Annotated in this window: 21 protein-coding genes and 2 pseudogenes; 13 read left to right on the top strand and 10 right to left on the bottom strand. The window is 43.3% G+C overall.

The genetic code is table 11. From position 1 onward, the window contains the following. Positions 1-15: 15 nt before the first annotated feature. On the bottom strand, positions 16-1,011 hold the full coding sequence (gene fliG, locus BUQ89_RS07285) for a flagellar motor switch protein FliG (RefSeq protein WP_028461797.1): 996 nt from the start codon (positions 1,009-1,011) through the stop codon (positions 16-18). After that, positions 1,004-2,689, bottom strand: a complete 1,686-nt coding sequence (gene fliF, locus BUQ89_RS07290) for a flagellar basal-body MS-ring/collar protein FliF (RefSeq protein ID WP_036573265.1) — start codon at positions 2,687-2,689, stop codon at positions 1,004-1,006. Before fliF ends, fliG begins: the two co-directional genes overlap by 8 nt. A gap of 501 nt (positions 2,690-3,190) precedes the next feature. Between fliF and fliE the strand changes: the two genes are divergently transcribed. Both fliE and BUQ89_RS14585 read left to right on the top strand, forming a co-directional pair. Beyond that, entirely contained in the window at positions 3,191-3,517 is a 327-nt protein-coding gene (gene fliE, locus BUQ89_RS07295; protein WP_028461795.1) for a flagellar hook-basal body complex protein FliE, read from the top strand. Positions 3,518-3,731: 214 nt separating this feature from the next. After that, entirely contained in the window at positions 3,732-3,800 is a 69-nt protein-coding gene (locus BUQ89_RS14585) for a helix-turn-helix domain-containing protein (RefSeq protein ID WP_083399546.1), read from the top strand. A 356-nt stretch (positions 3,801-4,156) separates the two neighbouring features. Here the strand turns inward: BUQ89_RS14585 and BUQ89_RS07300 are convergent, their stop codons facing one another. The 7 genes from BUQ89_RS07300 to BUQ89_RS07335 form a co-directional block, all read right to left on the bottom strand. Further along, entirely contained in the window at positions 4,157-4,978 is an 822-nt protein-coding gene (locus tag BUQ89_RS07300) for a flagellar brake protein (protein ID WP_245812934.1), read from the bottom strand. Then, complete coding sequence (locus BUQ89_RS07305; protein ID WP_028461794.1) at positions 4,978-5,310, bottom strand: EscU/YscU/HrcU family type III secretion system export apparatus switch protein; 333 nt, start codon at positions 5,308-5,310, stop codon at positions 4,978-4,980. The genes BUQ89_RS07300 and BUQ89_RS07305 overlap by 1 nt, the downstream gene beginning before the upstream one ends. Further along, on the bottom strand, positions 5,297-6,292 hold the full coding sequence (gene fliK, locus BUQ89_RS07310) for a flagellar hook-length control protein FliK (RefSeq protein ID WP_028461793.1): 996 nt from the start codon (positions 6,290-6,292) through the stop codon (positions 5,297-5,299). Before fliK ends, BUQ89_RS07305 begins: the two co-directional genes overlap by 14 nt. A 69-nt stretch (positions 6,293-6,361) precedes the next feature. Next, positions 6,362-6,700 carry a flagellar protein FliT gene (locus tag BUQ89_RS07315; protein WP_028461792.1) on the bottom strand — a complete coding sequence of 113 codons (339 nt, stop codon included), beginning with the start codon at positions 6,698-6,700 and terminating at the stop codon, positions 6,362-6,364. 51 nt (positions 6,701-6,751) lie between these two features. Then, positions 6,752-7,171 (bottom strand): flagellar export chaperone FliS, encoded by a 420-nt coding sequence (gene fliS, locus BUQ89_RS07320; protein ID WP_028461791.1) that lies wholly within the window; start codon positions 7,169-7,171, stop codon positions 6,752-6,754. A gap of 34 nt (positions 7,172-7,205) precedes the next feature. Continuing rightward, positions 7,206-9,182, bottom strand: coding sequence for a flagellar filament capping protein FliD (fliD, locus tag BUQ89_RS07325; RefSeq protein ID WP_028461790.1), 1,977 nt, complete (start codon positions 9,180-9,182; stop codon positions 7,206-7,208). A gap of 539 nt (positions 9,183-9,721) precedes the next feature. After that, the gene (locus BUQ89_RS07335) at positions 9,722-11,215 is read right to left on the bottom strand and encodes a flagellin N-terminal helical domain-containing protein (RefSeq protein WP_028461788.1); all 1,494 of its coding nucleotides are present in this window, start codon (positions 11,213-11,215) and stop codon (positions 9,722-9,724) included. Between the two features lie 324 nt (positions 11,216-11,539). Between BUQ89_RS07335 and BUQ89_RS07340 the strand changes: the two genes are divergently transcribed. The 11 genes and pseudogenes from BUQ89_RS07340 (at position 11,540) to BUQ89_RS07390 (ending at position 25,839) form a co-directional block, all read left to right on the top strand. Then, complete coding sequence (locus BUQ89_RS07340) at positions 11,540-13,120, top strand: hybrid sensor histidine kinase/response regulator (RefSeq protein WP_074202549.1); 1,581 nt, start codon at positions 11,540-11,542, stop codon at positions 13,118-13,120. A 25-nt stretch (positions 13,121-13,145) separates the two neighbouring features. Further along, positions 13,146-13,782 (top strand): annotated as a pseudogene (locus BUQ89_RS07345) (response regulator). A 145-nt stretch (positions 13,783-13,927) separates the two neighbouring features. After that, a complete protein-coding gene (locus tag BUQ89_RS07350) occupies positions 13,928-15,568 on the top strand; it encodes a GGDEF domain-containing protein (protein WP_036573261.1) in 1,641 nt (546 codons plus the stop codon). Positions 15,569-16,033: 465 nt separating this feature from the next. Then, the gene (locus BUQ89_RS07355) at positions 16,034-17,272 is read left to right on the top strand and encodes an EAL and HDOD domain-containing protein (protein WP_028461786.1); all 1,239 of its coding nucleotides are present in this window, start codon (positions 16,034-16,036) and stop codon (positions 17,270-17,272) included. A 349-nt stretch (positions 17,273-17,621) separates the two neighbouring features. Beyond that, a complete protein-coding gene (locus BUQ89_RS07360; protein WP_074202550.1) occupies positions 17,622-20,054 on the top strand; it encodes a chemotaxis protein CheW in 2,433 nt (810 codons plus the stop codon). 33 nt (positions 20,055-20,087) lie between these two features. Continuing rightward, on the top strand, positions 20,088-21,785 hold the full coding sequence (locus BUQ89_RS07365; protein ID WP_028461785.1) for a methyl-accepting chemotaxis protein: 1,698 nt from the start codon (positions 20,088-20,090) through the stop codon (positions 21,783-21,785). 182 nt (positions 21,786-21,967) lie between these two features. Beyond that, a complete protein-coding gene (locus BUQ89_RS07370) occupies positions 21,968-22,834 on the top strand; it encodes a CheR family methyltransferase (protein WP_036573258.1) in 867 nt (288 codons plus the stop codon). 82 nt (positions 22,835-22,916) lie between these two features. Next, on the top strand, positions 22,917-23,567 hold the full coding sequence (locus BUQ89_RS14590; protein ID WP_074202551.1) for a transposase: 651 nt from the start codon (positions 22,917-22,919) through the stop codon (positions 23,565-23,567). 318 nt (positions 23,568-23,885) lie between these two features. Continuing rightward, positions 23,886-24,950 carry a protein-glutamate methylesterase/protein-glutamine glutaminase gene (locus BUQ89_RS07380; RefSeq protein ID WP_028461783.1) on the top strand — a complete coding sequence of 355 codons (1,065 nt, stop codon included), beginning with the start codon at positions 23,886-23,888 and terminating at the stop codon, positions 24,948-24,950. 34 nt (positions 24,951-24,984) lie between these two features. Further along, positions 24,985-25,482, top strand: coding sequence for an NlpC/P60 family protein (locus BUQ89_RS07385; RefSeq protein ID WP_036573255.1), 498 nt, complete (start codon positions 24,985-24,987; stop codon positions 25,480-25,482). Positions 25,483-25,581: 99 nt separating this feature from the next. Then, on the top strand, positions 25,582-25,839 hold the full coding sequence (locus BUQ89_RS07390; protein ID WP_256205457.1) for a transposase: 258 nt from the start codon (positions 25,582-25,584) through the stop codon (positions 25,837-25,839). A gap of 143 nt (positions 25,840-25,982) precedes the next feature. On the opposite strand, the pseudogene tnpA reads toward BUQ89_RS07390, so the two are convergent. Further along, positions 25,983-26,267, bottom strand: a pseudogene (gene tnpA / locus BUQ89_RS07395) (IS200/IS605 family transposase); the annotation flags it as partial. Positions 26,268-26,287 lie beyond the last annotated feature (20 nt).

Raw genomic sequence — 26,287 nt, forward strand, 5'->3', positions numbered from 1 at the left:
TCGTTCGATCGAGTATTAAACAAGGTTATCATCACCTTTGCCACTGAGAATGATCTGTCCGCTTTCGGCGAGTTGACGTAATGTTTTAAGAATTTCTTTCTGTGCTGCTTCAACTTCGGATAGGCGTACCGGACCTTTAACTTCGAGATCTTCCTGTAATGCATCAGCGGCACGTTGTGACATATTCTTGAAGATTTTGTTGCGTAACTCTTCCTGTGCACCCTTGAGTGCAATCACTAATGATTCAGATTCAATTTCCCGGAGTAGTAATTGGATGCCGCGCTCATCGATATCGATCAGATCGTCAAAAATAAACATTTCATCCATAATCTGTTGTGCAAAATCTTCATCATATTGTTTGATATGCTCGATTACGTTACTTTCTTGAGAGGCTGGCATGAAGTTAAGAATTTCTACCGCAGTCCGTACGCCGCCCATAGGAGCTTTTCGGATATTATTGCTGCCCGATAGCAGTTTGCTTAGTACATCATTGAGTTCGCGTAATGCGTGAGGCTGAACGCTATCGAGTGTTGCGATTCGCAATAATGTATCATTTCGCAAGCGTTCCGGGAGTAGGCTCAGGATTTCGCTGGCTTGTTCACGTTCAAGATGTACGAGGATAGTGGCAATGATCTGAGGATGTTCATATTTAATTAATTCTGCTACTGATGGTGGATCCATCCACTTTAGATCTTCGATGCCTCTTGTGTCATTATTCTGCAGAATGCGATCGATCAGGCCTGCTGCCTTTTGATCACCGAGTGCATTAATGAGTACTGTTCGAATATACTCAGCTGAATCCTGGCCTAATGCCGTTTTTCCTTGCGCTTGAGTACTAAATTCTTCCAGTACACTCTCTATCTCATCCCGCGTTATATTATTTAAATGAGACATGGCTGTACCTAATTTTTCTACTTCTTTGGGTGATAAACACTTAAATACCGCTGCTGCTTCCATTTCTCCCAGAGACATCAGTAAAATCGCACTTTTTTTAAGGCCGTGATCAGTCATTGCTAGATACCCAATTCTTAATTACGTTGGCAACAACCGCCGGTTCATTGGTTGCTAATTGTTTAGCCATTTGAAGATTCTGTTCATAATTCGACTTATCCTCCAGCTTATTTTCTGATTTATCTAAAGATTGTTCCAAGGCGAGCACTTCTTCATTGTCAGGAATCTCTGGAGGTAGCGCTGGAATGGCTGGCTGGGGCTGGATGACATTTCTTAGGAAAGGCCGTAATACCTTCAATAAAAAATATAAAACAATGGCGGCAATTAATAATTGCTTACTAATTTCTTTTGCCAACAGGAGCATATCTGGATCCTTCCAGAATGGGATCTCATCGACATTCTCACTATCAGCGATCGTAAATAGATTATTTGTCACAGTGAGTGTATCGCCCCGACTTTCTTTATAGCCCATCGCTTCTTTCACTAGATTATTAATCTTTGTGATTTCTTCGGAGCTGAGCGGCTCGTGATGTGCATTGCCTGTGTCATCAATTCTCTTACGATAATTGATGACCACCGCTACAGATAGCCGTCTAATGCTTCCAATGGATTGGCTGGTGTGTTGAATAGTCTTGTCCACCTCGTAATTGATGGTAGATTCCATGCGTTGGTCGGTTGGTGGAGTTACCGGTGTATTCTGAGCAGCTTCCTCTGCCTCTCCAGGCACTTCAATGGGTGCATTTGCGGGTTCAGGCGGCCGATTTGTCAGTGCACCCGGTATCCCTCCGTCAAACTTTGATCCGGTTGATTTAGACTCTACCGTTTGTTGGCTACGGATTGAAGCAGATTCAGGCTCCTTGTTATTGGGTCTGTAGATTTCTTCTGCTCGTTCAATACGTGAGAAATCGATATCAGCAGTGACTTGAGCACGTACATTGGCTGCGCCCGTAATAGGTGTAAGAATTGCCTCAATGCGTTTCGTATAATTATCTTCAAGATCCTGTATGTATTGAAGTTGTTTGGCATCAAATCCACCATCAGATTTGTTTTCATTTTGGGCGCTGAGAAGATTGCCATGCTGATCTACGACCGTCACATTTTTGACAGGAAGATTGGGTACGCTACTTGATACCAGATGAACGATGGCGCTGACCTGCTCGGGACCTAATACTCTCCCCGGGTATAGATTGAGCAATACTGAGACACTGGGTGATTGCTTATCTCTGGCAAATACCGATGGCTTGGAAATAGCAAGGTGCACGCGCGCACTTTGTACTGCTGATAATGACTGAACTGAGCGTGCTAGTTCACCTTCTAGCGCACGCTGATAATTAACTTGTTCTAAAAACTGGCTGGATCCAAATTTTTGGTTTTCCATCAATTCGAAGCCAGCGAGTCCTCCCTTTGGCAACCCCTGGCTAGCAAGCCGTAGACGCACTTCATGCACCTGATTGCCAGGTGCCAGAATAGTGCTGCCGCCTTCGGAAAATTTATAAGGCACATTCATTTTCTGTAGGGCGCTGATAATGGCGCCACCATCATGATCCGATATATTGGAGTAAAGAACCCGATAATCGGGCGTTTGACTCCACATCCATGCACCTGTCATTAGTGCAATAACGGCCGCTATAGAGAGAATGAGACCCAATTTCTTTTGGCTGGATAGCTGGTTAAATTGGTCAAACCGAATTGTTGTGTTGGATGCTATCGCATTAGATTCATTGGGCGTTGTTGCCATGCATTTTCTCCTGCCTAAATTCTGAGTTGTTAATTACAGTATGTATGAGTAGCTAGAATTTAAGGATCCAAGCAAGTGATGATTCAGATAAGCAATAGATATGAATCTCCGGTTAATCAGTAATACATGAGCTTAAGCAATCAAAATGTCAAATAAGGGCACATGCTATAGCAGTTGTTATATTTAGATATCAGCTAAAAAAATGGATAGCTATGGTGCCAATAAATATGCCTATTCCTTAGTTGTTATATTGGATTGGATTACTGTGATTATGTGAATTATCAGGAAATTTATAAACTTTGAATCATCAAACAGAACAAATTTGTTTGTCTTATTCTGATCATGATCAGAATTGAGAGTAATGCTATGCTGCAGACCGTGGTTTAACTGTACAGGCAACAGCAAGCAACAGTGTGATAGTTATTATGAGCGCGGATTGCAAAATTCCCGCCGGATAATTTCTAGAGACGATATGGATCCAGCCAATTTTTGAGGAAAAGCATGGATAAACTGGGAATAAATAATGTATTGGAACAATTACGTACAGCATCGGTGCTGGCATCGGGGGGTAAGACCCTCGCATCGGCTGCCGATGCGGAAAATAGCGTTGATTTTAGCCGGGCATTGAAAGGTGCGATAGATCAGGTGAATCATGTCCAACAGACAGCAGGAAAGTTAAGTCGGAGTTTTGCGAGTGATGAATCCGAAACAAACCTGCATGAAGTTATGATATCGCTGCAAAAAGCAGAGGTGTCGTTTCAATCAATGGTACAGACACGGAATAAACTGGTTGCGGCATATCAGACGATAATGAATATGCAAGTTTAATCCGGTTATGCTGTGTTTCTCGATATGATGGTTAATTTATGTCATTAAGAGAGTTATTCTTTTTATTCCGGGTCAAAAACCACTGCCTTGACCTGAACGGATAACTCTCTCCGAAACGGATGGGCGCACCAGCTGCTTATCTACCTGTGGATAGGGAGTCAGCTTCGTTGATGCTAAAGCCTGTGTTTTCACCTATTTCTGTTAAAGTATGTGAATGGAAATTAAGCGTGCATACAAATTCAGATTTTACCCAATTCTTGAGCAAGAAACTACTATAATATGATGATTTGTCTGATATTATCTGAATTAGATCGAATCGTGTCTGGAGCGTTGTTTGTGCCCTGACCAGGGAATTATGTTGGTAAGTGATGGTTTTTGCGGGGCATGGCAGATTCCGAAACGATAAGGTAATCAATTTTTCTACAATAAGCCGCGCTGAAAGTGGGCTGTAGCGGTTGAAATTATACTGAATAATAATGTGATAATCCGTAAACATCATTAAAGATGATTAAGTTGGATATATAGATTTCGTTAATTTCTTAGCTGTTGTTGGAATTAATTAAATAGAATGAATGCCGTATTTCATTTATCCGGAAGATTGTATCTATTGAATTAACCTGGAGATTTTGGGGGGTTCGTTCAGGCTGGTTTGTGAAAGTTGGAATTTCTAGCTGATTGCTCGGTTGCTCTTTGTATTTGCTCCTGTTTGATGATATAGCGCTGGATCATTGCCTGCATGCTGGTGGATAGCGCTATGAACTGACAACCGGCACGTTTGCAAGTCAGCCCGTTGAGCAAGGTGATCTGATAAGTATTTTTTACCTGGATAGCGACATTGATGGTGCCAATTCCAGGTAATGTGATTTGGCAATTTTTGTATATTTTTCCTGGGTCAAAGCTGATAATAGGATGGTGATCGATAACGGCTATGCCGCCACAGCTGATATCGAGCAAGGTGATTTCAGCTATGTTGGTACTGCCTCCAGATGGAAGCGGAATAGTACATCTTAATGGTTTGATCGTTGGGGTGGAAATACGAAAATGATTCCTTCTTTGCATACGCACTAGAAATTCAGGTATCTTGACGGCAAAAGCTTCAAGGCTCTCAAATTGTATTTTTCTAATGGTATTACAGACGAATTCAATTTTGATTCTATTTTGAGATGTTATGAAGGTCAGTTTTTTTGTGCACAATACGTCTTGATTCAGCTTCTCGTCAACACCATAGTCTATTATGATCTCTTTATTATCCGCATTGATTGCGAGAATGGATGTGAGAATAAAGTTTTTGGCATTATCAAAGTAAAGTGTAATCAGTGTGTTTGCCTGCATGATTGTGCTTAGGATAAAAAAGATTTCAACTTCTGAATGAATACGGAAATCCTGTTCGCCCTCTTTCTGAGGCGATTCAAAAGTATGAGCAATTCCTGGCATTATGAGTTTTTGATCAGATTTTGACATTATTCAGGGGTTCTGCTTTGTGTAGTATATTGATTACCCGGTCCGCTAGAGGGATTCACGGAATTTTTTTCTTGTTCCAGATAATAAAGCCAGGCCAGCAATTCGGCTACGGCGATGTAGAGTTGGGAAGGAATGCGTTCATCCAGGTTTACTTGCATTAATAGTGCGACTAATTCTACGGATTCATGCACGTAAATGCCCGATTCTCTGGCGCGTCGAATAATCTCTTGTGCGGTAACCCCTCGTCCTTTTGCAACTACTTTAGGTATGGCTGTTTCAGCATGATGATAAGCCAGTGCTACGGCTGTTACATGGGTTTTATTCTCTGACATGGTGTTGTACCTCCACCGCTTGAATCTTTAAGCCCGCTGATGTCATGGCCGCTGCCAGTGGTGATTGATTCTTTTTTAATAAGCAGGCGGTCTCTGTTATGGTGGTATCCAGTTTGATATGCACCTCCCTTTGTGCATCGAATGCAATTGTAGCGATAATATCGCCTAGCTGGGGTAGCGTCAGCCGTAGCTGCGTCTGCCACGGAATGAACTTGTCTGTATCGCTTTTTCCGTCAGACTTGTGTTCCAGGATGTCCCATTCCATGGCCTGCTCACACCAGACTTCTCCACGCCAGGTTATATGTCCCGTTTCTAGTGCAGCCAGTTGTTGCTGCACCAAATAGATGCTTTGTATGTCAGCGGGTATGATTGAATGAGATGCGGTTGGCATATCGATAGTTGTGAACGTTAGTTTACCTTGCGGTTCCTGTTGTAACTGTGCCAGTGTCTTTTTTCCTGCTATCCATTGCGCTTGATGAGATTCGTAGAATAATCCACTTTGAGAGAGCGCTATCTGCAATAACCCGGGTAATATCTGGCTATTTGATGGTGGACTGGGCAGTATAGGTGTGGTAAGCGTTGATGATTGCGGTATGCTTGGTTTTATCGCGCCTTGGGTTAAGGCACTCAAAAAGCGCCCAGTAGTACTAATCGATGCGTTATGCTTTAATCCATCAGATAGTCCCTTGCTTTGTAATAAAAACTGAAGCCTGGGCTCTCGCGAGATGAATACGAGTTCTATCTGATCCCCTGGCCGTATATTTTCAGGGAGATGCATGTGTAACGATTGGTTTGCTATGACAACTTTGACATGGTTGTTGGGCAAACGGGATTCGATCAGGGCCTGATATTTTTGTCCGGGTATGAGGTGCGATAATGCGTTTTTTACATTGGAAGCTGCGGCAACAGGGGTAACGGGTGCAACCGAATCTGAAGGTGAGGGCTGCGATATCGAATCAGTTTTGATGATGGTTGGAATCACAACAGATTATCTTTATGTTGTTTGTATGGATTCAGATGTGATATGACAGGGTGTTCTCTGATTGGGCGATTACGTGTTGTGATCAGGTTGGTATGCCTGCTGTAAATTGCGTTTATGTTCAGCCGTATTGAGTATGCTCCGAAGTTTTTCCATCCATGGTTCGGTGATCATTCTGATTTGAGCATCATCGGCTAATACTTGATGGATAATCCGGATTTTTCTTTGCTGCAATTCATGACTGAGAATATTCTGGGAGCTGTGTTGCACCAGTTTGTCTGTGAGCGCCTTGCATTCTTGTTCTAAGATAACTAACTTATCCCATTCACTATTCTGAGCAGCGGCTAACATCTGATTGGTGATAACTAACATTGCTTCATAGGTCGTAATTTCCTGTGCGTCATCCAGCATGATTTACTTCCTTTTTAATGTAATTACTTGGCTGCTTGATCCCGAGATTACTTATTTGCCTGATATTGATTTTGCTGCATCTGATTCACCAATGATTCTCCATGCATCACATAGCACTGACAATAATTCATTGACCTCATTGATGATTGCGGGATCATTCCGGAGATTCGCAGTTAATAAGCGATGAATCATATAGTCATACAGTGCTTGTAGTTGGAGTGCGATATCACCTTCGGCATTCATATCCAGGCTCGCCTTGAGGCCCTGATCGATGATCATGATGGCTTTTGAAAGCATTTCACCCTTGGCGGCGATCTCGTTATACTGCAGGTGCATTTTGGCCTTTGCCAGTGCTTCCTGCGCACCTTCAAATAACATCAGTATCAGTTTGTGGGGATTAGCCGATTCAACACCTGTTTCGATGCCAATGCGTTGATAGGTAGAGATGGGATTGTTCATTGCGGCATACATCTTTTACTCCTTGTGTTTTTCTAGGTATTGATGGCTAGTTTCCTATACTGGGAAGATTTGCCAACTGCTGCTGCAAAAAATTGCTCGTTTGAGTCATGTTGCTAATCATTGTGTCCAGGGCGGCGAATTGCGTCCGTATTCGTTTTTCCACGCCATTCAATCGTTGATTCAATGATTCCCGTCGTGTGGTGATATCCTTGATTGAGGAGTTGATGCCATCCATGCGACTATCGATTAAACTGTCATTTTCCAGCAGGCTGCCAACCAGCTTGTTGAGCCTGGAAGCAAAACCATGTGAAAAATCTACGGTGCCACGTGCGCCGGTTGTTCCCGCTTTTATTTCGAGTACCAGGCCGCTGCTGTTACCTGCACCTGTGAGCACCTGGCCCGATCCTGTTGCAGCTGTGTTTCCAAGTGTGCCTGCGATATCCAGGCCATGGGTCTCAGTGGGTGTGCCTAATAAATCTGATTGGCCTGTTCCGCCTGTAATCGTCACGATCGAGGCGGAGCCATAGCGATTGGACGAAATACTTAATATGCCCGCAGATTGTGTAACGGTTACATTACTGCCTGCGGCGGAAAAGGCTGAATGGCCATTAATTTTTGATTGGATTTCGGCAGCTAAAGTGGTTGCATTGTAGGTGCCGGCTGCCAGCGTTATACTGGCTTCGACATTATCAAGGGTAAGGTCTAATGTGTCATTGCTGCCGGCATTGATCGTGAGTGCTGCGGGGGTGCTGCCAACGGCGGCACCTTGTGTGGCCATTTGGCTCACATTGAGGGCATAGCGTCCGTTTTTTGTATCGGGAGTGGCACTGACAAATGAAACGAGACTGTCACTGGGTTTACCCATTGAGGCAAACAAGGTAGAGATGTCTTTGGTTGAATCCTTGAGAACGGCTTTTAGTTTATCTGAATCTAATTTCAGTGTGCCGTTATTTTGAAAGCTGACGCCAATTTCCGATAGCAGGGTTAAGCCGCCGCCAGCAGTAGATAAGGGATCATTCAATGTACTACGCAATTGTGATTGGATGGATCGAACCGTCGCATCACCGGTTAATATGGAGGCCCGTTTTGTGCTCGCATCGTACTTCGAAAGATCTGTGATTATTTTGTCCAGGTCATTAAAAGCCTTGACAAATGACGAGACGGCAGCCTGAGTGCCGGCTGTGTCGTGCGTGATATTCAGGGTGGTTGTATTGCCGGTATTGGGTTTTAAGAGGTTGAATGTAATCCCTTCTATGGCATCATTAATTGTGTTGGATGCTTTGCTAATTGAAATACCATCGACTATTAATGTGGCGTTACTGGCGGCTACCGTTTCAGTTAGATTCATGGTGCCGCCTGATGAGGCGTCATAAACCAGCTGTGATAAGCCTGCGTTATCCGTATGATTGTTATCATCATCCACAGTACTGATTTTTAATGCATTACTGAGTCCAGGATGCTTTGAGGCAATAACCAGGCGGTCTCCGGCGCCATCATTTACAATGCTGGCTGAGACGCCTGCATCAGCGAGATTGATGGCATTGCGTACACCCGTTAATGAGGATTCATTGGGTGCGATGGTAATCGATTGGGCTGGCCTGTCCGGGTTGAGTGAAAACGTGCCGCCACTATAGGTCCCGAACTGGATGGTGATGGTGCCACTCCCAAGCGTGGTATTGGTAGATGCGAAATTACCGGATTTTACCTTGTGTGCCTGTGCGAGCGATTGCACTTCAACATCATGACGGCCTGCAACCGCATTGGAAGAAGTGATCACGGTTGCAACTGAAGAATCCGCCAGATTGGCTGATATGGTCGAAAATTTAGCGGGGTCTGTTAGTGAACTCAGGCTGCTTTGAAATGAAGATAAAGCGCCTTTTAAGCTGCCAAAAGCAGAAAGCTGGGCCTGTTGTTTGGCTTCCTTTTGATTCAGTGCTGCCAGTGGCTGGCGCTCTACGGTCATTAATTGGCTAACAATACTATTGACATCGAGTCCGGAACCAATCCCTGGAGATGAAAGCATGCTCTAATTCCTATTAACGTTAACACATTTTCCTGCGATGACGCCTTGTCACTTGTCACTTGTCATTTGTCATTTGTCACTTGTCATTTGTCATTTGTCATTTGTCACTTTTCACTCAATAGCAACTCCTGCCTCTTATCCGAGGTGCGGATGATCATTATGGCTGCCGTTGTGGGGGTCGCCAGGCGCGTCTCTTTTGAATGGATGTATTCATTATCTTGATCGTTGTTTTTACCCGTGTCGTTCTCAACTGAAAATATCTGGTTGGGTTATGGGGTGTTTCCTGAATCTTATGGCTCATCTGATCAACCAGAAATTCTGATGCCGCTGCTTGTGTCGAATCGGATTGTTTGCTTGTTGCTGCCATTGGCGGAGATAACGTGTTGTCAGATAGTTGTAATACGGATGCTATCGGCAGCGATTGAGGCAGCTTTATTTATTTGACTCGTTAGCATGTCACGATTCCTTAAAGGTAGAATGGACGCGGGCCCATTCTGTTAGCCGTCCCGCGTATGCCTGTTTGTTGCCAGCCTGATTATTTAACGCAATAGTGACAGTACGTTATTGGGTAATGAATTGGCTTGTGACAGTATTGCGACCCCCGCCTGCTGGAGAATCTGGCCCCGCGTCATGTTAGCGGTTTCTGCGGCAAAATCGGCATCCTGAATACGACTACGGGCTGAGGATAAATTTTCTGTGGTCGTTTGCAGGTTGGATATGGTCGATTCAAACCGGTTCTGAACGGCACCAAAAGTGCTGCGCAAGGAGCTGGCTGATTGCAGTGCCGAATCGATGCGCTTGAGGGCATCATTCGCCGCTACGGCATCTTTGACATCGATCGAACTGAGTGTGCTGGTATCACGGGTGAGCGTAAAAGCGGCGTTGGCAAACCCCATTTCGGCCCCATCAACGGTAACGGCGATGTTTTCGTTGGATAGGAAAGTGAGCGTGCCGCCATTGACGGCTGGATCGGTAGCAAGCGCTGCATTCGCTACCGAATCGATTGTGCCATCACGAAACTCGACACCGTTAATTGTTGAGGAGCCGCCGCCACCCGCGCTGATGCCGCCGGTAGCACTATCTTGTCCAATGGTAATGTCGCGTCCATCCGCAGCTGATAATCGCAGGTTGCCCCCCGACAGGGTCGCGGTTACGCCGGTATTGGCACTTTGTCCGTTAATGGCGTCGCTGATTTGTTGGGTAGACAGGTCACCATTTGCAGCTAGGTCGTAACTGGCAAAGATATCCTCGCCATTAATATTAAGGCTGTATGTCCCGCCGCCTGTGGCTGCGGCAATGCCAAATTCAATATTATTGGTGGCGGATACATTAAGACCGGGTACATTGGCGGCATTAATGGCTTGCGCTTTAGCGTAAGCACTGCCTGCTGTCTGACCGACGGCTGTTCCTGCGACTGAAGCGCCGATATCGACGGCATCATTGGTGCCAATTTTGATGGTGCCGGTACCAGAGAGTGCAGCGGTGGTTACTTCAACTGATGAGGTACCCTCGGCGATTTGTCCAATCTGATTGGTCCGTGTTCCGGTAGAGACGGTTAGATTGATTGTTTCACCCACATTAGCGCCTATCTGGAAGGCCGCTGTGCCAAAATTGCCATCGAGTAATTTTTTTCCATTGAAATCAGTCTGAGATGAAATTCGATCGATCTCGGCCAGGCGCTGCTGTACCTCCTGATCCAATGCGGCCCGGTCGGCGCTGTTATTGGTGGAGTTGGATGACTGGACAGCGAGTTCACGAATGCGTTGCAGATTATTGGTGACTTCGTTGAGCGCGCCTTCAGCTGTCTGTGCGAGCGAGATACCGTCATTTGCATTACGTGAAGCCTGATTTAAACCCCGAATCTGTGAGCTCATCCTTTCAGAGATGGCGAGTCCTGCTGCATCATCCTTGGCGCTGTTAATTCGCAGGCCAGAGGATAAACGTTCCAAAGATGTATTCAAGGCATCTCGAGAGGTATTCAGATTACGTTGCGCCGTTAACGAAGTAATGTTGGAATTGATAACTTGTGCCATTTGATTCTCCTCAACCTTTAAATAAATAACTTACGATCAATTTACTAGTGGTTAGTTAGTGGTGTTTTTACCATTTACGCTGGTTTGCCCGGTCATCCAAAAGGGCTGTGAGCCACCGTTGAATAGTGTTATCGGATAGGCCTTTGGAAAGTTTAATGTTTAAATTGATTGATATGAGATGGTCAAGGTATCAATTGTGGAAAAATTACAACACTGGTTTAGTACGATGGCCATTAAATACTTCTTTCTGGCGGAATAATCTTGTAGTATAAATGATTGTTCAGGAATTCAATCTAGCTTCAACCTGCAAGAGAGGGTGGAAAAGTGGCGGTAAAAGTTCTGAATGTACTGTTAGTTGAGAATTCCGTGGAGGATGCGGAATATGTACAACAGGTTCTTAAGGAAGGAGGCTTGTCCTTTGATTGCTTTCGCACGACAACAATCAGTACTTTTCGTGATGCATTGCTGAATAAAAATTGGGATGTTGTTTTATCTGATTGTAGTTTGCCAAAGATTGATGCAGAGACAATTTTGTCTGAATTGGTTATTCGTAAACTAAAAATACCACTGATTGTTGTGTCTAGTCATGTCAGCGAAGCCCAGGCGGCTGCAACGCTGATGGCAAAAGGGGCTTATGATTTCTTGATGAAAAGCAATCTGGCTCGACTGGTTTCTGTTATACGTCGTAGCGTGTTGGAAGCAGAAAATTGCCAGAAATTGAGCTATATGCAGCTTGCGTTAAAAGAAAGCGAAAGTTGCTTTCGGGCGGTTACGGCGAATCTGCCCGGTGTGGTTTTTCGGCTTTTAATGGCGCAAGATCATACGATTCATTTTCTACAAATGAATGAGGCATCCGATACACTGCTGGGTTTATCTCCAGAAGCGCTTATCAAGACACCCACCTTACTTTCTGAATTGGTTCTGTCTGATGACAGGAAAATATATGACCAGCTGATGATCTCTTCAGCTAAGCACCTTACCGTCTGGAATTGGGAAGGGCGTATCCAGGCCCGAAATAGCGGTGGGATCAAATGGATTAGTTTGCGTGCCACCCCAAAAAGATTGGATGATGGTACTACCGTGTGGGATGGCATCATAATTAACATCACTCGAAATAAACTGGCTGAAATTGAAATTGCCCGTTCTCGAGAGCAACTGGCTGAACTCTCGTCCTATCTGTTGAAAGTCAAAGAACACGAACGCGCCCGTATTGCTCATGAAATTCACGATGATATCGGTGGTACGCTAACTGCCATCAGGTGTGAATTACTACCTTGTATGAATGGCGCATCACGGCAACCGGATTTTTACAGAAAAAAAGCAATTGCTATCGATTTGCTGGTAAATCGTGTCATTGACAGTACACGTAGAATTGCGCTGGATCTAAGGCCGGATATACTGGATTGTGGTATTGTTGCCGCTATTCGGTGGCAAGCAAAAGAATTCATTAATCATACGAGTATTCCTTGTCAGATCTTTTGTAGTGATGATGAAATAGATTTAGATCCCGATCTATCGGTTGCCATCTTTCGTATTTTCCAGGAGACATTAACCAATATTTCAAAACATGCAAAGGCCTCTCGTGTCGAGGTCAAGCTTGCCGGCTTAAATAAATTCGTTCTTTTAGAAGTGGCTGATAATGGAAGTGGTATTACGAATCTGGATATGGAAGGACAGGATTCATTTGGAATCAGAGGAATGCGAGAACGCTGTCAGCAATTAAAAGGTAGTTTTTATATCGCGGGTAAACCTGGAAAAGGAACCAGAATAACGATTCGCATCCCTTTATTATCTAATAATAAGCGGAATGAATTTATGCAATCGGATGATTTAAATGATATTTCAGAAGAGACTTTGGAATCTAAATATACAACACTGGATATGCTGGCCAGAAAGATATCGTAGTGTTGGGTAACGGCAGGGAACATTTATGATATTGGTGATGATCGCTGATGATCACGCTATTGTTCGACAGGGCCTGAAACAGATATTAAGCGAAATAGATGATATTGAGGTTACAGGAGAAGCTGAAACGGGGCTCGAGGCGCTTAAGATTATAGAGCAAAGCTGTTTTCATGTCGTGTTACTTGATATTTCATTGCCGGATAGAAATGGAATCGATTTGCTTAAGCAGATAAAGAGAATGAAGCCGCATCTGGCTATTTTGATGCTCAGTGGTCGTACCGAGTATGAATGTTGCAATTCGTTCATTGAAGGCAGGTGCGGCTGGGTATTTGAATAAGAAGAGTGCACCCGCCCAGTTGGTTACTGCGATACGCCAGGTAGCTGCTGGCAACAAATACGTGAGCTTGGCTGTTGCTGCGCAAGAACTCGCCAATACGATCAATTCAGATTTTGATCAGCCATTACATATGATGCTATCGGATCGTGAATTCCAGACATTGTGTCTTATTGCCAGTGGAAAAACACTATCAGATATCTCAGAAGAAATGTTCTTGAGTCCAAAAACGGTGAGTGTTTATCGTGCTCGAATTCTGGAAAAACTCAATTTAACCAATAATTTTGAGTTAATTCGTTATGCGATCAAAAATAAACTGGTGGATTAGCGTTTACTGTCGATCCGCTTGATTGCTAATATTAACAATCTAATGCTTTTCTAAGCAGCGGCTAAAGTTTTAGGTGATGTTTGTCGTTATTGTCGCTTATTAATACTCTCACCCCGGCCATTATTCAAACTCTTGGGCGTTTTATATGAGTGATGATTCAAATTCATGTGCAATTGCCCGTGAGACGTTGCGGCAATTGGCCTTACTCAAGATTTCACCCACGCCGGATAATTACCACAGGTTATACCATGAGATTGCGGGTCATTCCGCTAATCGCATGTGCTTGAATACAGCAGAGATGCTTTCCGAAATCGCAGCAGAATTACCTCACAATACGCCAGAATCGCTGCACTGCGCCAATAGATTGAGACAGGCTGTCAATGATAAGGATTGGTATCAATATAAAGCTACATTAATAAATCTGATTGAAATGACAGTTGTATCAGGGGTCATTTCGAAGCCGCCAGATTCTGTCATACCGGGGCCGGATGGTGCCCGAACTTCTGTTCATGAACAAATGAAGGTTGAGGATACTGATAATGGCTCACTGTTGCTATCACAAAGTGATCCAGTTGAGAATTCTCGTCTATCCGCGCATTTGCAGAAATTTATGGTTCAGATACTAGAGCACATTGCAACGATGCAGCTCGGTGATACCGTATTAACGGATGAGGCCCGGTTTTTGGCTTTACAGGTATGGAAAGTTAACGATCAGCAGGAAACAAACGAATTTATCATGCGTTTTCAGCAATTCTGTATCCACTTTGAATCATGTGGTGAGAATGCTATCAAGCTGCAGCGTGGTTTATTGAGATTGATCAATTTGCTCATGGACAGTACCAGTGAATTGTTGGTGGATGATCAATGGGTAAAAAATCAGCTTGCCAAGCTACGAACAACGATGGCCACGCCATTGAGCCTGCAAATTGTTGAGCAGGCTGAGCATCAGTTGGAAGCAATGATGCGTAAACAAGACATCATAAAAGATCATCTATCTAAAGCTAAAACAGCCTTGAAACAGATGGTAACTTATCTAATTGATAGTATTGAGGAGCTATCTAATACAACCAATGGCTATCAGGATAAGATTGAATACTATTCAGAAAAAACGGGGCAGATTGATAATATTGAAGAACTGAATGAGTTGCTTGTAGAAATGATGCGTGATACCAAACAGATACAGGCGAATGTATTAAGCTCTCGTAATGATTTTCTGGCAGTACGCGCGGAAGTTGATATGGCGCAGAATAAGATCAGCCAGCTAGAGTCTGAACTGCGACAAATGGGCGAAAAAGTACATCAGGACCATTTGACAGGTATTTTGAATCGACGGGGTTTGGATATTGCTTTTAAGCGTGAATCATCCCGTGCCAAACGGCACCAAATACCACTATGTCTTGCTTTACTTGATATTGATAACTTTAAGCGGCTAAATGATACTTACGGCCATAAAGTCGGAGATGATGCGCTAATTTATTTAGTCGAGGCAGTGAAGGATACGACCCGCCCAGATGACGTTATTGCGCGCTTTGGTGGAGAAGAGTTTGTAATTCTGTTACCTAATACGGATTTGGAGAAAGCGATAACGGTCTTATCAAGGATACAGCGTAATCTGACCAAGAAATTCTTTCTTCATGAAAATAAACGTTTATTAATTACCTTTAGTGCTGGTGTCGCAGAATATCAAGCGGGGGAGCTGCAACAGAATATGATGATGCGTGCAGACGCAGCAATGTATCGTGCGAAAAATAATGGTAAAAATCAGATCGTCGCGGATACAGGATAGGTCGGATTATTATTTCTCATGTAAATTCTCGAGTTGTATCATAAATAGTGCTTGATTCCTCTTCTTATTCTCTTAATCATTCTTGATTTGGTCTGTATATTTGGTTTTTATAGCAGATTGTATTGAAATGGATTATCTGGGCTTTTTGCAAAAGCTCTCACCATAAGTTTTATACTATTGATTATAAGGATTTAATTTTTCAGCTACTGGGGTTTTGCAAAGATCTCTATCTGTAAGTTTACGCCCCGATTTTTTCGCTGGAATAGTGCTGAAATTGTTTGAGATGAGCCTGCTATGCAGGTTCTTTTGTTTGTGGTGCTGAGAGCCAATATCAAGATGATGAGCTTTATTTACATTCAGGCCCTGTTTCTAGTGATTTAGAGGTATAACGCGCGGCGTTTAAGTCAATCTAATCGCGGCTTATGGAATGTGCCGCGTTATATATTGGCTTTAATGGAGAATAAAATGGAAGGTGTTTTTTTCGGTAAGCAGCCGATTCTGGATCGCGATCAAAATCTGGTGGCTTATGAATTGCTTTTTCGATTGGATCAGGCAGCGACGACGGCTCATATTACCAATGGATTATCGGCTACAGCCAATGTAATCATTAATGCATATGGCCAATTGGGGATTCAGAATGTATTAGATCAACAACGCGGGTTTATTAACGTTGATGCTGAGCTGTTAATGAGTGATGCAATCTATTTTTTGCCTAATAATCATGTTGTACTTGAAATGCTGGAAACGATTGATATCACGGAGGAGATTATCCAGCGCTGTATCGAGCTCAAGCAGATGGGCTATCAATTAGCGCTGGATGATGTGGTTGAGGTCAATGATAAGATTGCATTACTTTTACCCATTGTTAATGTGGTCAAGATTGATGTACTTGCTCTGGAGGAAGCTGCTCTCGTTAGCATTGTGAATGTGCTGAAGCGATGGCCAGTCCTGCTTCTAGCCGAAAAAATAGAAAATCGTGAACAAGCGAATCGCTGCATGGAGCTCGGTTTTCAAATGTTTCAAGGCTATTATTTTGCAAAGCCCGAAATTGTCTCGGGCAGACGGGCTGATCCTGCTAAATTTTTATTGCTAAAATTATTAACACTCGTTATGGGTGACAGTGATATTGATACCATTGAGGAGGAATTCAAGCGCCACCCTGGATTGAGTTATAATTTAATACGTATGGTCAATTCGGCCGCTTGTGGCTTGCCTCAGAAGGTTAATTCTATCAAGCAGGCAATTATGATATTGGGGCGCAAGCAATTGCAAAGATGGATACAGTTGCTGCTTTATGCTGCTGATTCATCTAATGGGGGGGTGTCAAATGCTTTGCTGCAGACAGCCGCTACGCGCGGTAAATTAATGGAACTGATTGCCAAAATAGATCGCCCCTACGATAAAAACCATCAAGAGCGCGCTTTTATGATTGGAATCCTGTCTTTGTTGGATGTTTTGCTCGGCATTGAGATACAGCAGATTGTCAATAAGCTGGAAATCTCAGAAGATATGAGCCAGGCACTGCTTTATCGGGATGGACGTTTAGGCCAGGTGTTAGGATTGATTGAAGCAAATGAAAAAGGAGATATTGCTGCAATCCAGGTTATTCTTGAGAAGCTTGATTTTTTGAGTCTCAGTGAGTTGAGTCATATGGAGCTTGAAGCACTCGGCTGGACCAATCGTATTGGTGATGTTGCCAATTAAATTAAATAACCCATTGCTGTTTAGAATCCACATTCACCTAGCTCAGCTTTGTCTGTAGTAATCATCCAGCTTTGCTGAGCAGCTGAGGAAAGCACTTACAATCAATGCCAGCCTAAAAGGATTGTTATACAGTCTGGCATATTCATTTCATCATCTATTCTATTTGTGGCGGCAGTTGTGTGCTCGCCTCGGGTATGACTAATCTCGGATTGTACAGTTAAGGGAGATTACTTCAGTTACAAGCAATGATTGTTCTTGATCTGGTAGCATCCATAAATTTTACAGATCGATGTGGCCTGTTCGTCTGCTCAGTTGTTAGGTTAATCGGTATATTTAAAATGGACTGCAAATGAGTATAGATCTGGAGCAATTTTACGCGTTGTTTTTTGAAGAATCATCAGAGCTATTAGTCAGGATGGAAACTTGTCTACTTGAACTCGATGTGCATGCACTCGAGTTGGAGGACTTGAATACCGTATTCCATACGGTGCATTCGATTAAGGGCGGTGCCAGTACTTTCGGTTTTACTGACATCATAGACATGACTCATTCGCTTGAAACATTGCTTGATAAATTGCGTAAGGGGGAACTTGAGCTTCACAATGAAGTGATTGATATTTTTCTCAAGGCAAATGATGTTATCAAGAGTCAGCTTGCTGAATATCGTGGCAATGGTCAGGTTGACCCAACGATTGTGGCTGAGGTGTATAAGGCATTAAAGCAATTTTCTGAAGTGACGCCCACGTTCGATAAAAGAGTTTCTCCACCTCAATCTGATCCGATTATTCATTCCCAAACGATACCATCGGATGCAATCCAAATCGAGGCGACGAATAGTGCGGCCAAACCGCTTATAAAGACGCTTGATGCATCAATAGAAACCCCTGCGCCTGCGATAGCGAATGATAACGATGAAACCAGAGTCAAAGAGTGCTTGCAATCGCCATCACGACAGGAAATAGCCGATAAGGAACTCGCTGTGCAAGCGGGTGAAAGTGAAACACAGAAAAGCTCTGAATTGATTGCCCCTTCCAGCGAAATATCATGGATGCGCGTCCGTGTTGAGAAAGTGGATGAAATAGTCAATTTGATTGGTGAGCTCGTTATTACTCAAACCATGCTGGTACAGACAACTTCGCAACTGGATCCTGTCATTCATGAAAATCTGCTCAGCAAAGTGGATCAACTTGCACGTAATACCCAGGATTTGCAAGTGGCTGCAATGTCGATTCGCATGTTACCCATTAGTTTCGTGTTCAGCCGTTTTTCACGTGTCGTGCATGATCTGGCTATGAAACTCAATAAGCAGGTTGAGTTGGAAACAATGGGTGCAGACACGAGGCTGGATAAAAGCTTAATTGAGAAAATTATAGATCCCCTGACTCATTTGGTGCGCAACAGTCTGGATCACGGAATTGAATTACCCGAAAAACGTATGGCAGCAAATAAGCCGGCTAAAGGTACCATTACGCTGCGTGCTTTTTATCAAGGAAACAGGATCATCATTGAGGTGAGCGATGATGGCGGCGGTTTGGATCGGGAAAGAATACTTAAGAAAGCCAAAGAGCATGGGTTATCAGCGGATGATGGTATGTCTGATCAGGAAGTCTGGATGCTGATATTTGAATCTGGTTTCTCAACGGTAGAAGCGATTACGGATATTTCTGGTCGTGGCATGGGGATGGATATTGTCAAATGTACTATTCAAGCAATGGGTGGGTACATAGAAATCCATTCGATTCCTGGAATCGGCACCACGATTTCAATTCGTCTGCCACTCACATTGGTTATTCTGGATGGTTTGTCGGTCGCAGTCGGTGATCAGGTACTTATTGTGCCTCTCATGTATATTTTGGAATCATTGCAACCGAAAGCGGGTGATATTAAAGCAGTCAATGGGCAAGGATATGTGGTGCAAATTCGCGGTGATTATTTGCCAGTTATTGTTTTGCAAGAAGTTCTCGATATACGATCAGAGGCCATTGACATTGATAATGGTATCCTTGTTGTTCTTGAGGCGGAGGGATATAAAGCAGCCTTATTAGTCGATACATTGCTAGGGCAGCATCAAGCCGTGATTAAAAATCTAGAGAGCAATTATCGTCGGGTTCGTGGTATCTCAGGTGCGACCATCATGGGTGATGGCAAAGTGGCATTAATTCTGAACATAATCGAAATTGTGATGATGTCACAGCATGAATTAATAAGACAATCTCATCGTTTTCATAAATCCCCTGCATTAATTTCTCAGTCTAAGGAGGTAGCCCGTAATATGTCACAGAAACAGGCGACGAGTGCAGTCGAATCAGATGGTAAGCATGTGGATCTGCCCTCTGGTGAGTTTCTTATATTTCACTTAGGAAAGGAAGTATATGGGATCGATATTTTAAAAGTGAAGGAGATACGAACATACGATGGGGTTACTCAGATTGCCAATACGCCTGATTTTATAAAAGGCGTCATTAATTTACGTGGAATTATTGTGCCGATTATCGACATGCGAATCAAGCTTAAACTGGGAAGTGTTGAATATGATGCGCTTACGATCGTTATTATTCTGAATGTATTAGGGCGGGTAATGGGTATAGTGGTGGATGGCGTTCCAGATGTAATTAATCTTGACGTGGCGCAAATTCAGCCAGTGCCCGTATTGGGTTCGGTTATTGATACTGAATATATCATGGGACTAGGTACAGCGGATAATCAAATGGTGATTCTCATTGACATTGAAGAACTTATGGGAAGTGCGGAAATGGATTTGATTGATCAGGCGGTCAAATAATTTTATTGAGTTATTGGGAGTAAGGGGAGCTTGATGTTTAATAACATCACGATAAAGTCGCAACTGATGTTTGTTACGGGACTATTATCCGTATTGTTGGTAAGTATTGGCGGGCTAGGTTTGTATGGTACTAACCAGGCAAATGATCGTCTGCGTACAGTCTATTTGGATCGTGCCATGCCGCTAATAGATTTGGCGGGCCTTCTCGATGGCGTTCAGCGTTCACGCTTGAATGTCCTGCTGGCGGCTAATTTAAGAAATGTTGCGGGTGCAAAACAAAGGATTGAGCTTATTGCCAAGCTGGATGTTGAGATTAAGAACAGATGGCAAATATATATGACAACGGTCTTGACGCCTGAGGAAAAAATACTGGCCAATAATTTTATCCGGCAATGGGCAGCGTATCGTACGTCCCGCAACCGTACAATGAATTTTGTGGTTAACGGCGATTTTAATGCAGCCATAAATAATCTGGCAACAGACGCAATGAAGAAATTCGGCATTTTGCATACGACTTTATCTGCGTTAATAAAGTTGCAAGGTGACATTGCTGCACAGGAACATGCTCAGGCACAGAGTGATTATGAAAAGATTTTTATGATTTCGACTATTGCATCATCATTGGGTGTCCTGTTGATAGTCTTGATTGGGTTTTTGTTGATACGCGCGATTGTAACGCCATTGAATAAAGCGATTGCTATCGCTAATTCAGTTGCATCGGGTGATCTGACAAGTCATATTGATGTCAACTCAACAAAGGGTGCGGGAAAATTGTTGCAAGCATTAAAGAAGATGGATGATAATTTGATCGACCTGGTCGATAAAGTACGGCTTAATACTGATTCGATTACAACGGCCGCATGCGAGATTGTTTCGGGAAATACTGATTTGAGTCAGCGCACTGAAGAACAGGCATCAAGCCTGGAAGAAACCAGTGCTTCAATGGCAGAATTAACGGTTACAGTTAAACAGAATGCGAATAATGCCCAACAGGCAAATCAGCTGGCGGCGGGCGCTTCTGAGGTTGCGCTAAAAGGAGGCATCTTAGTCGATCGGATTATACAAACCATGGGTTCAATTAACCAGGGTTCAAAGAGGATAGTCGATATTATCAGCGTGATTGATGGCATTGCATTTCAAACGAATATTCTGGCATTGAATGCGGCGGTGGAAGCCGCGCGTGCGGGCGACCAAGGTCGCGGTTTTGCGGTCGTTGCTGCTGAAGTTCGCACATTAGCGCAGCGTTCTGCGACTGCGGCAAAGGAAATTAAAGCATTGATCCATGATTCTGTGGATAAGGTTGAGAAGGGTACGCGACTGGTAGATGAAGCAGGTATCACTATGGACGAAATTGTCACTGCGGTTAAACGGGTGACGGACATCATGGCGGAGATAGCTATCGCTTCACGAGAACAGAGTTCGGGTATTGAACATGTGAATCAGGCAGTGGCACAGATGGATGAAATTACCCAGCAGAATGCGGCACTGGCAGAGGAGGTAGCAACTGCAGCAGAATCAATGCAAGAACAAGCTCAGGATTTATTGCAGGCCGTTATGGTATTCAAACTGGTCGGTGGTATGGCACCCGTACCCATCAAGAGAAGCAATCGTATTGCCGGTGCTGAAAGCCCGCCATTTCATAGTGTGGGGAGCAAGACTATAACGAAATCAGGGCCTATTCCAACCCAGTTACGCAAAGAAAGCGGTGATGATGGATGGGAAAAGTTTTAATAGATCCTGTTCGGATTAAAAAGACAGATGATTAACCCTTTTTCTATCAGATATATTCTATCCGGAATTTTTCCTTTTTAGTGAGAATGATAAATCAGCCATGACTCCTCAATGCTCAGTATTAATGGGTTTATTTTTATTCTATCCATACCACTTTTCAGAAGTGGGTAGTAATATTCAGGATGTCTAATAAGCGATTATCTGAAGATCAGATTAAATATGAATTTAGTCTGACGCCATCTGATTTTAACCGAATCAGAAAGTTGATTCGTGAGCATGCCGGTATTTCGCTGCCATTGAGTAAACAGGGTATGGTTTATAGCCGCCTTGCCCGACGGCTGCGTGTTAACGGGCTACGTAATTTTAAGGAATATTTGGATTTCCTGGCGCAGGGTGATGCTATCGAGTTGGAAGCGTTTGTTAATGCCTTGACTACAAATACCACTGCATTTTTCCGGGAAGAACACCATTTCCCGATGCTGAAACAGCACATAGAGCAACGTAAAAATAAGAATAAAATCCATATCTGGTGCAGCGCATCCTCTACTGGTGAAGAGGCTTATTCAATAGCGATGACGATGGTTAAATTTTTCAAGTCGCTGACCCCGCCTGTTCATATTCTGGCGACTGATTTGAATGCTCATGTATTGGACAAAGCGGCGCAAGGCGTTTATTTGATGAATCAATTGGATAAATTCCCTCGAGATTACCTGAAAGCGTTTTTTTTAAAAGGAACAAATCAAAATAGTGGTTTGATCAAAGTGCGGCAAGAATTAAAAAATATGGTTACTTTTCGGAAACTAAATTTACTCGATGATCATTGGCCCGTACGGGGTAATTTTGATATTATTTTCTGTCGTAATGTAATGATTTATTTTGATAAAGAGACGCAATACAAAATTTTGCAGCGATTTGCGCCATTATTGACTGAAGATGGATTGTTATTTGCAGGCCATTCAGAGAGTTTTCTTCATGCCAGAAATCTATTTCGATTGCGCGAAAAAACAGTTTACGAACTTAGCGGTCAGCGGAATGCACCTTGTGATTGAGATATGCTGACCAATAGGTTGCCATAGTGTATATGGATAGCCAATTGAGAATACAGATGATTCAATGGTTTTAACAGGCTGAATGGAAATCCTCTCTGCTCAGAGGGAGGATGAAATAGTGCGGACGCCGCATGCGTTACGTTATTTGCTACGCTTTCGGATGGCACGATGTTTGAATCGGTCAACGCCTTCCGCGAAAACGCGGCAAAGCTGGCGAAATACCAATTTCAGCAACAATTGGAAAAAACAGGAACAGAAAATAGCGCGATTGCATCAGTGGGTAGCCTGTAGCGGGAATGATTTTCTCCACAAGACTTCTAACCGTATAAGCAAAAACCACGCGATGATTGTTATCGAAGGTCTGAAAGTCACGAATATGAGTAAGTCAGCAGCAGGTTCGATTGAATCGCCAGGACGAAGTGTCAAAGCCAAAATAGGCCTCAACAACTCGATTCTCGATCAGGGTTGGGGTGACGCCGCCAGTTGGAATACAAGCAAGCGTGGCGTGGCGGTGATGTGTTTGCCATCAATCCGCGTAACACAAGCCGGACGTGTCCGGCCTGCGACCATGTGTCCGTTTAGAATCGCACAACACAATCCAAGTTTGCGTGTGTCGAATGTGGGTACGCAGAAAATGCAGATCTCAACGCAGCCATCAATAGAGATTTTTGCAAAAGTCTCCAATATTCCAAGGACAGGACAGGACAGGACAGGACATGCTCAGCTCGCCTGATAAGTGAACGATGCAGCTATGTCGCCAGCAACAGAAATCCACCGAAGTCATCTACCCCATTCCGAGGTAGAGGCAGCAGGAATGATCTGTCTTTAGGCGGAGGAGGATGTCAATGTTCATCTGAGTGTGTCGCTATATAAGCATGGCTGTAATGCGGTTGATGGAATAGGGCATTTAAGCAGTCTGATTTCAGAGCTAAGGCTGTGCCGAATCATCGGTGCTGTTAATCAATAGGTTGCTGGATAAAACCAGCAGTTTCCGTTCGATGAAACTATTTCTTTGAAGGCATTCTTTATTCAATCCAAATGGAGTGTATCCGTGCAAAGAATTAGAGTGCTAATTATTGATGATTCCCTACTATTTCGCAGGCTGCTTACAGAAATTATTAACGGTGAGCATGATATGGAGGTGATCGGTACAGCATCCGATCCTTTGGTTGCACGCGAAATGATCAGAGACATGAATCCTGATGTGCTGACGCTGGATGTAGAAATGCCCAGAATGAATGGATTGGATTTTCTCGAGAAACTAATGCGATTGCGGCCCATGCCTGTGGTGATGGTGTCAGCGTTCACTGAGAAAAATTCGGGAATTGCCCTTCAAGCACTTAAGTTGGGGGCAGTGGATTTTATTGCTAAATCCAAAATCGTGTCTGGTTTGAAACAGGGTGCAAGCGAGGTTACGGATAAAGTTCGTTTTGCAATGACAGCATGGCATAAGTGGTCTCGCGGATCATCGGGCACCGGGTATACTGCTAATAGAGCATTGTCGATGATACCGAATCGAACTATTTCCACTGAGAAGTTGGTTGTTATGGGTGCTTCGGTTGGTGGTACTGAGGCCATCAGAGAATTTTTAATTAATTTATCACCGAATTTCCCGGGTATCCTCATTGCTCAGCATATGCCTGCGACATTTACGGGCATGTTTGCAAGGCGTTTGAATAATTTGTGCCAAATATCCGTAATGGAGGCAAAAGGCGGGGAACGAATACTGCCGGGCCACGCATTCTTAGCACCGGGCCATTCACATTTGTTATTGAGGCGCACTGGCACGCATTACGTAACCGTATTAAGCCAAGATGAACCGGTGAATCGTCATCGTCCATCGGTGGATGTATTGTTTCGTTCGGCAGCACGCGTTGCCGGTAAAAATGCGATCGGTGTTATTCTTACAGGAATGGGTAAAGACGGTGCAGCAGGGATGCTGGAGATGCATCAAGCAGGCGCATATAATTTGGCTCAGGATGAGGCCAGTTGCGTAGTATTTGGCATGCCTAAAGCAGCGATTGCGCTGGGTGCTGCGGATGAAGTTGTTCCGCTACGAAATATGGCGAGAAGAATCCTGTCGAGGATTTCTCGTGTGAATAAAAACAATACTTAAGCTTGACAGATTATTATTTAAAAATAGTGCAAATATGACGAATAGGAATATTGCTTACGTGGTGGTCTATCTATACGGTAGTTTGTTGGCAGGCTGTGGCGCTTTGCCGGAACAAGAAACCGTCCGGCTTGAGGTGTTCCCTGCTTATGAAAGAACCGATACCACTAACGTCGTTAAAGAAAAATTATACATTCAGTTTGATGAATGGCGCGGAGTACGTTACAAACTGGGTGGGTTAAGTCGGCATGGAATTGACTGTTCCGGTTTTGTATACGTGACGTTTAAATCACAGTTAGGATTGCATCTGCCTAGAACGACCCACCTGCAATCCAAAATCGGAAAGGAAATTAGAAAATCTGAATTAGAAACAGGTGATCTGGTTTTTTTTAAAACAGGGTTTACTTCCAGGCATGTCGGCATTTATCTTGAGGAAAACAAATTTTTACATGTTTCTTTGCGTAAAGGCGTGACAATATCCGAATTAGATAACGTATATTGGAAACCCAGGTATTGGAAAGCAATCAGAATATAAGTCGAGACCTTTGCAAAACCCCAGTAATTGAAAAATTAATTCTTTATAATCAATAGTAGAAAGCTTCCGGCAAGGGCTTTTGCAAAAGTCTCGAATGGCATTCAAGATAAGGCGGTGAAGAACAAACCGTTGACTCAACGACAATTACAACGCAATCGCTTGATCACCAAAGTCCGGTATGTCGTGGAACGTACCTTTGGCAGTCAGGCACGTTGGTTTGGAAGTAAATTCCTACGTTACCGAGATTTGGCCAAAGCACATGCTTGGCATATTCTGCAGGCTATGGCGTATAACTTAAAAAGACTACCCAAATTATTTGTACAAAATTTAGTAATACAGGAAATGTGTGCTTTTTAAACGGTAAATAGGATAATAAGTCGCTTATTCCGCAGTTTTTATAATTAAGATCGGCTAAAACACATCAATTATTCAAAATAACGACCGTACTTGTGGACTTTATTTTAAAAACTGAGTTTTGCAAAGGTCTCTTCGGGATAATTCTTTTTGCGAATAAGTCGGCTTGAAATGCCTTTCAAACTATTTACCAAGTTAGAAATAGCAATTTTTGGTGGATAGTTAACTAAAAGGTGAATATGATCATGCTCACCGTTAAATTCCACCAATTCTGCTTCAAAATCCAAACACACGTTTTTAAATATTTCTTCCAAATCAATTAATACCCTTCCGGAGAAAACATCTCTACGGTATTTTGTTACAAAGACCAAATGAACATGAAGATTAAAAACGCAATTTCTTCCTGTTATTACATCGTTATTAACTTGCATAGACCAATTTATTTTTGTAT

The organism is Nitrosomonas cryotolerans ATCC 49181 (genome assembly GCF_900143275.1).
Taxonomy (GTDB): domain Bacteria; phylum Pseudomonadota; class Gammaproteobacteria; order Burkholderiales; family Nitrosomonadaceae; genus Nitrosomonas; species Nitrosomonas cryotolerans.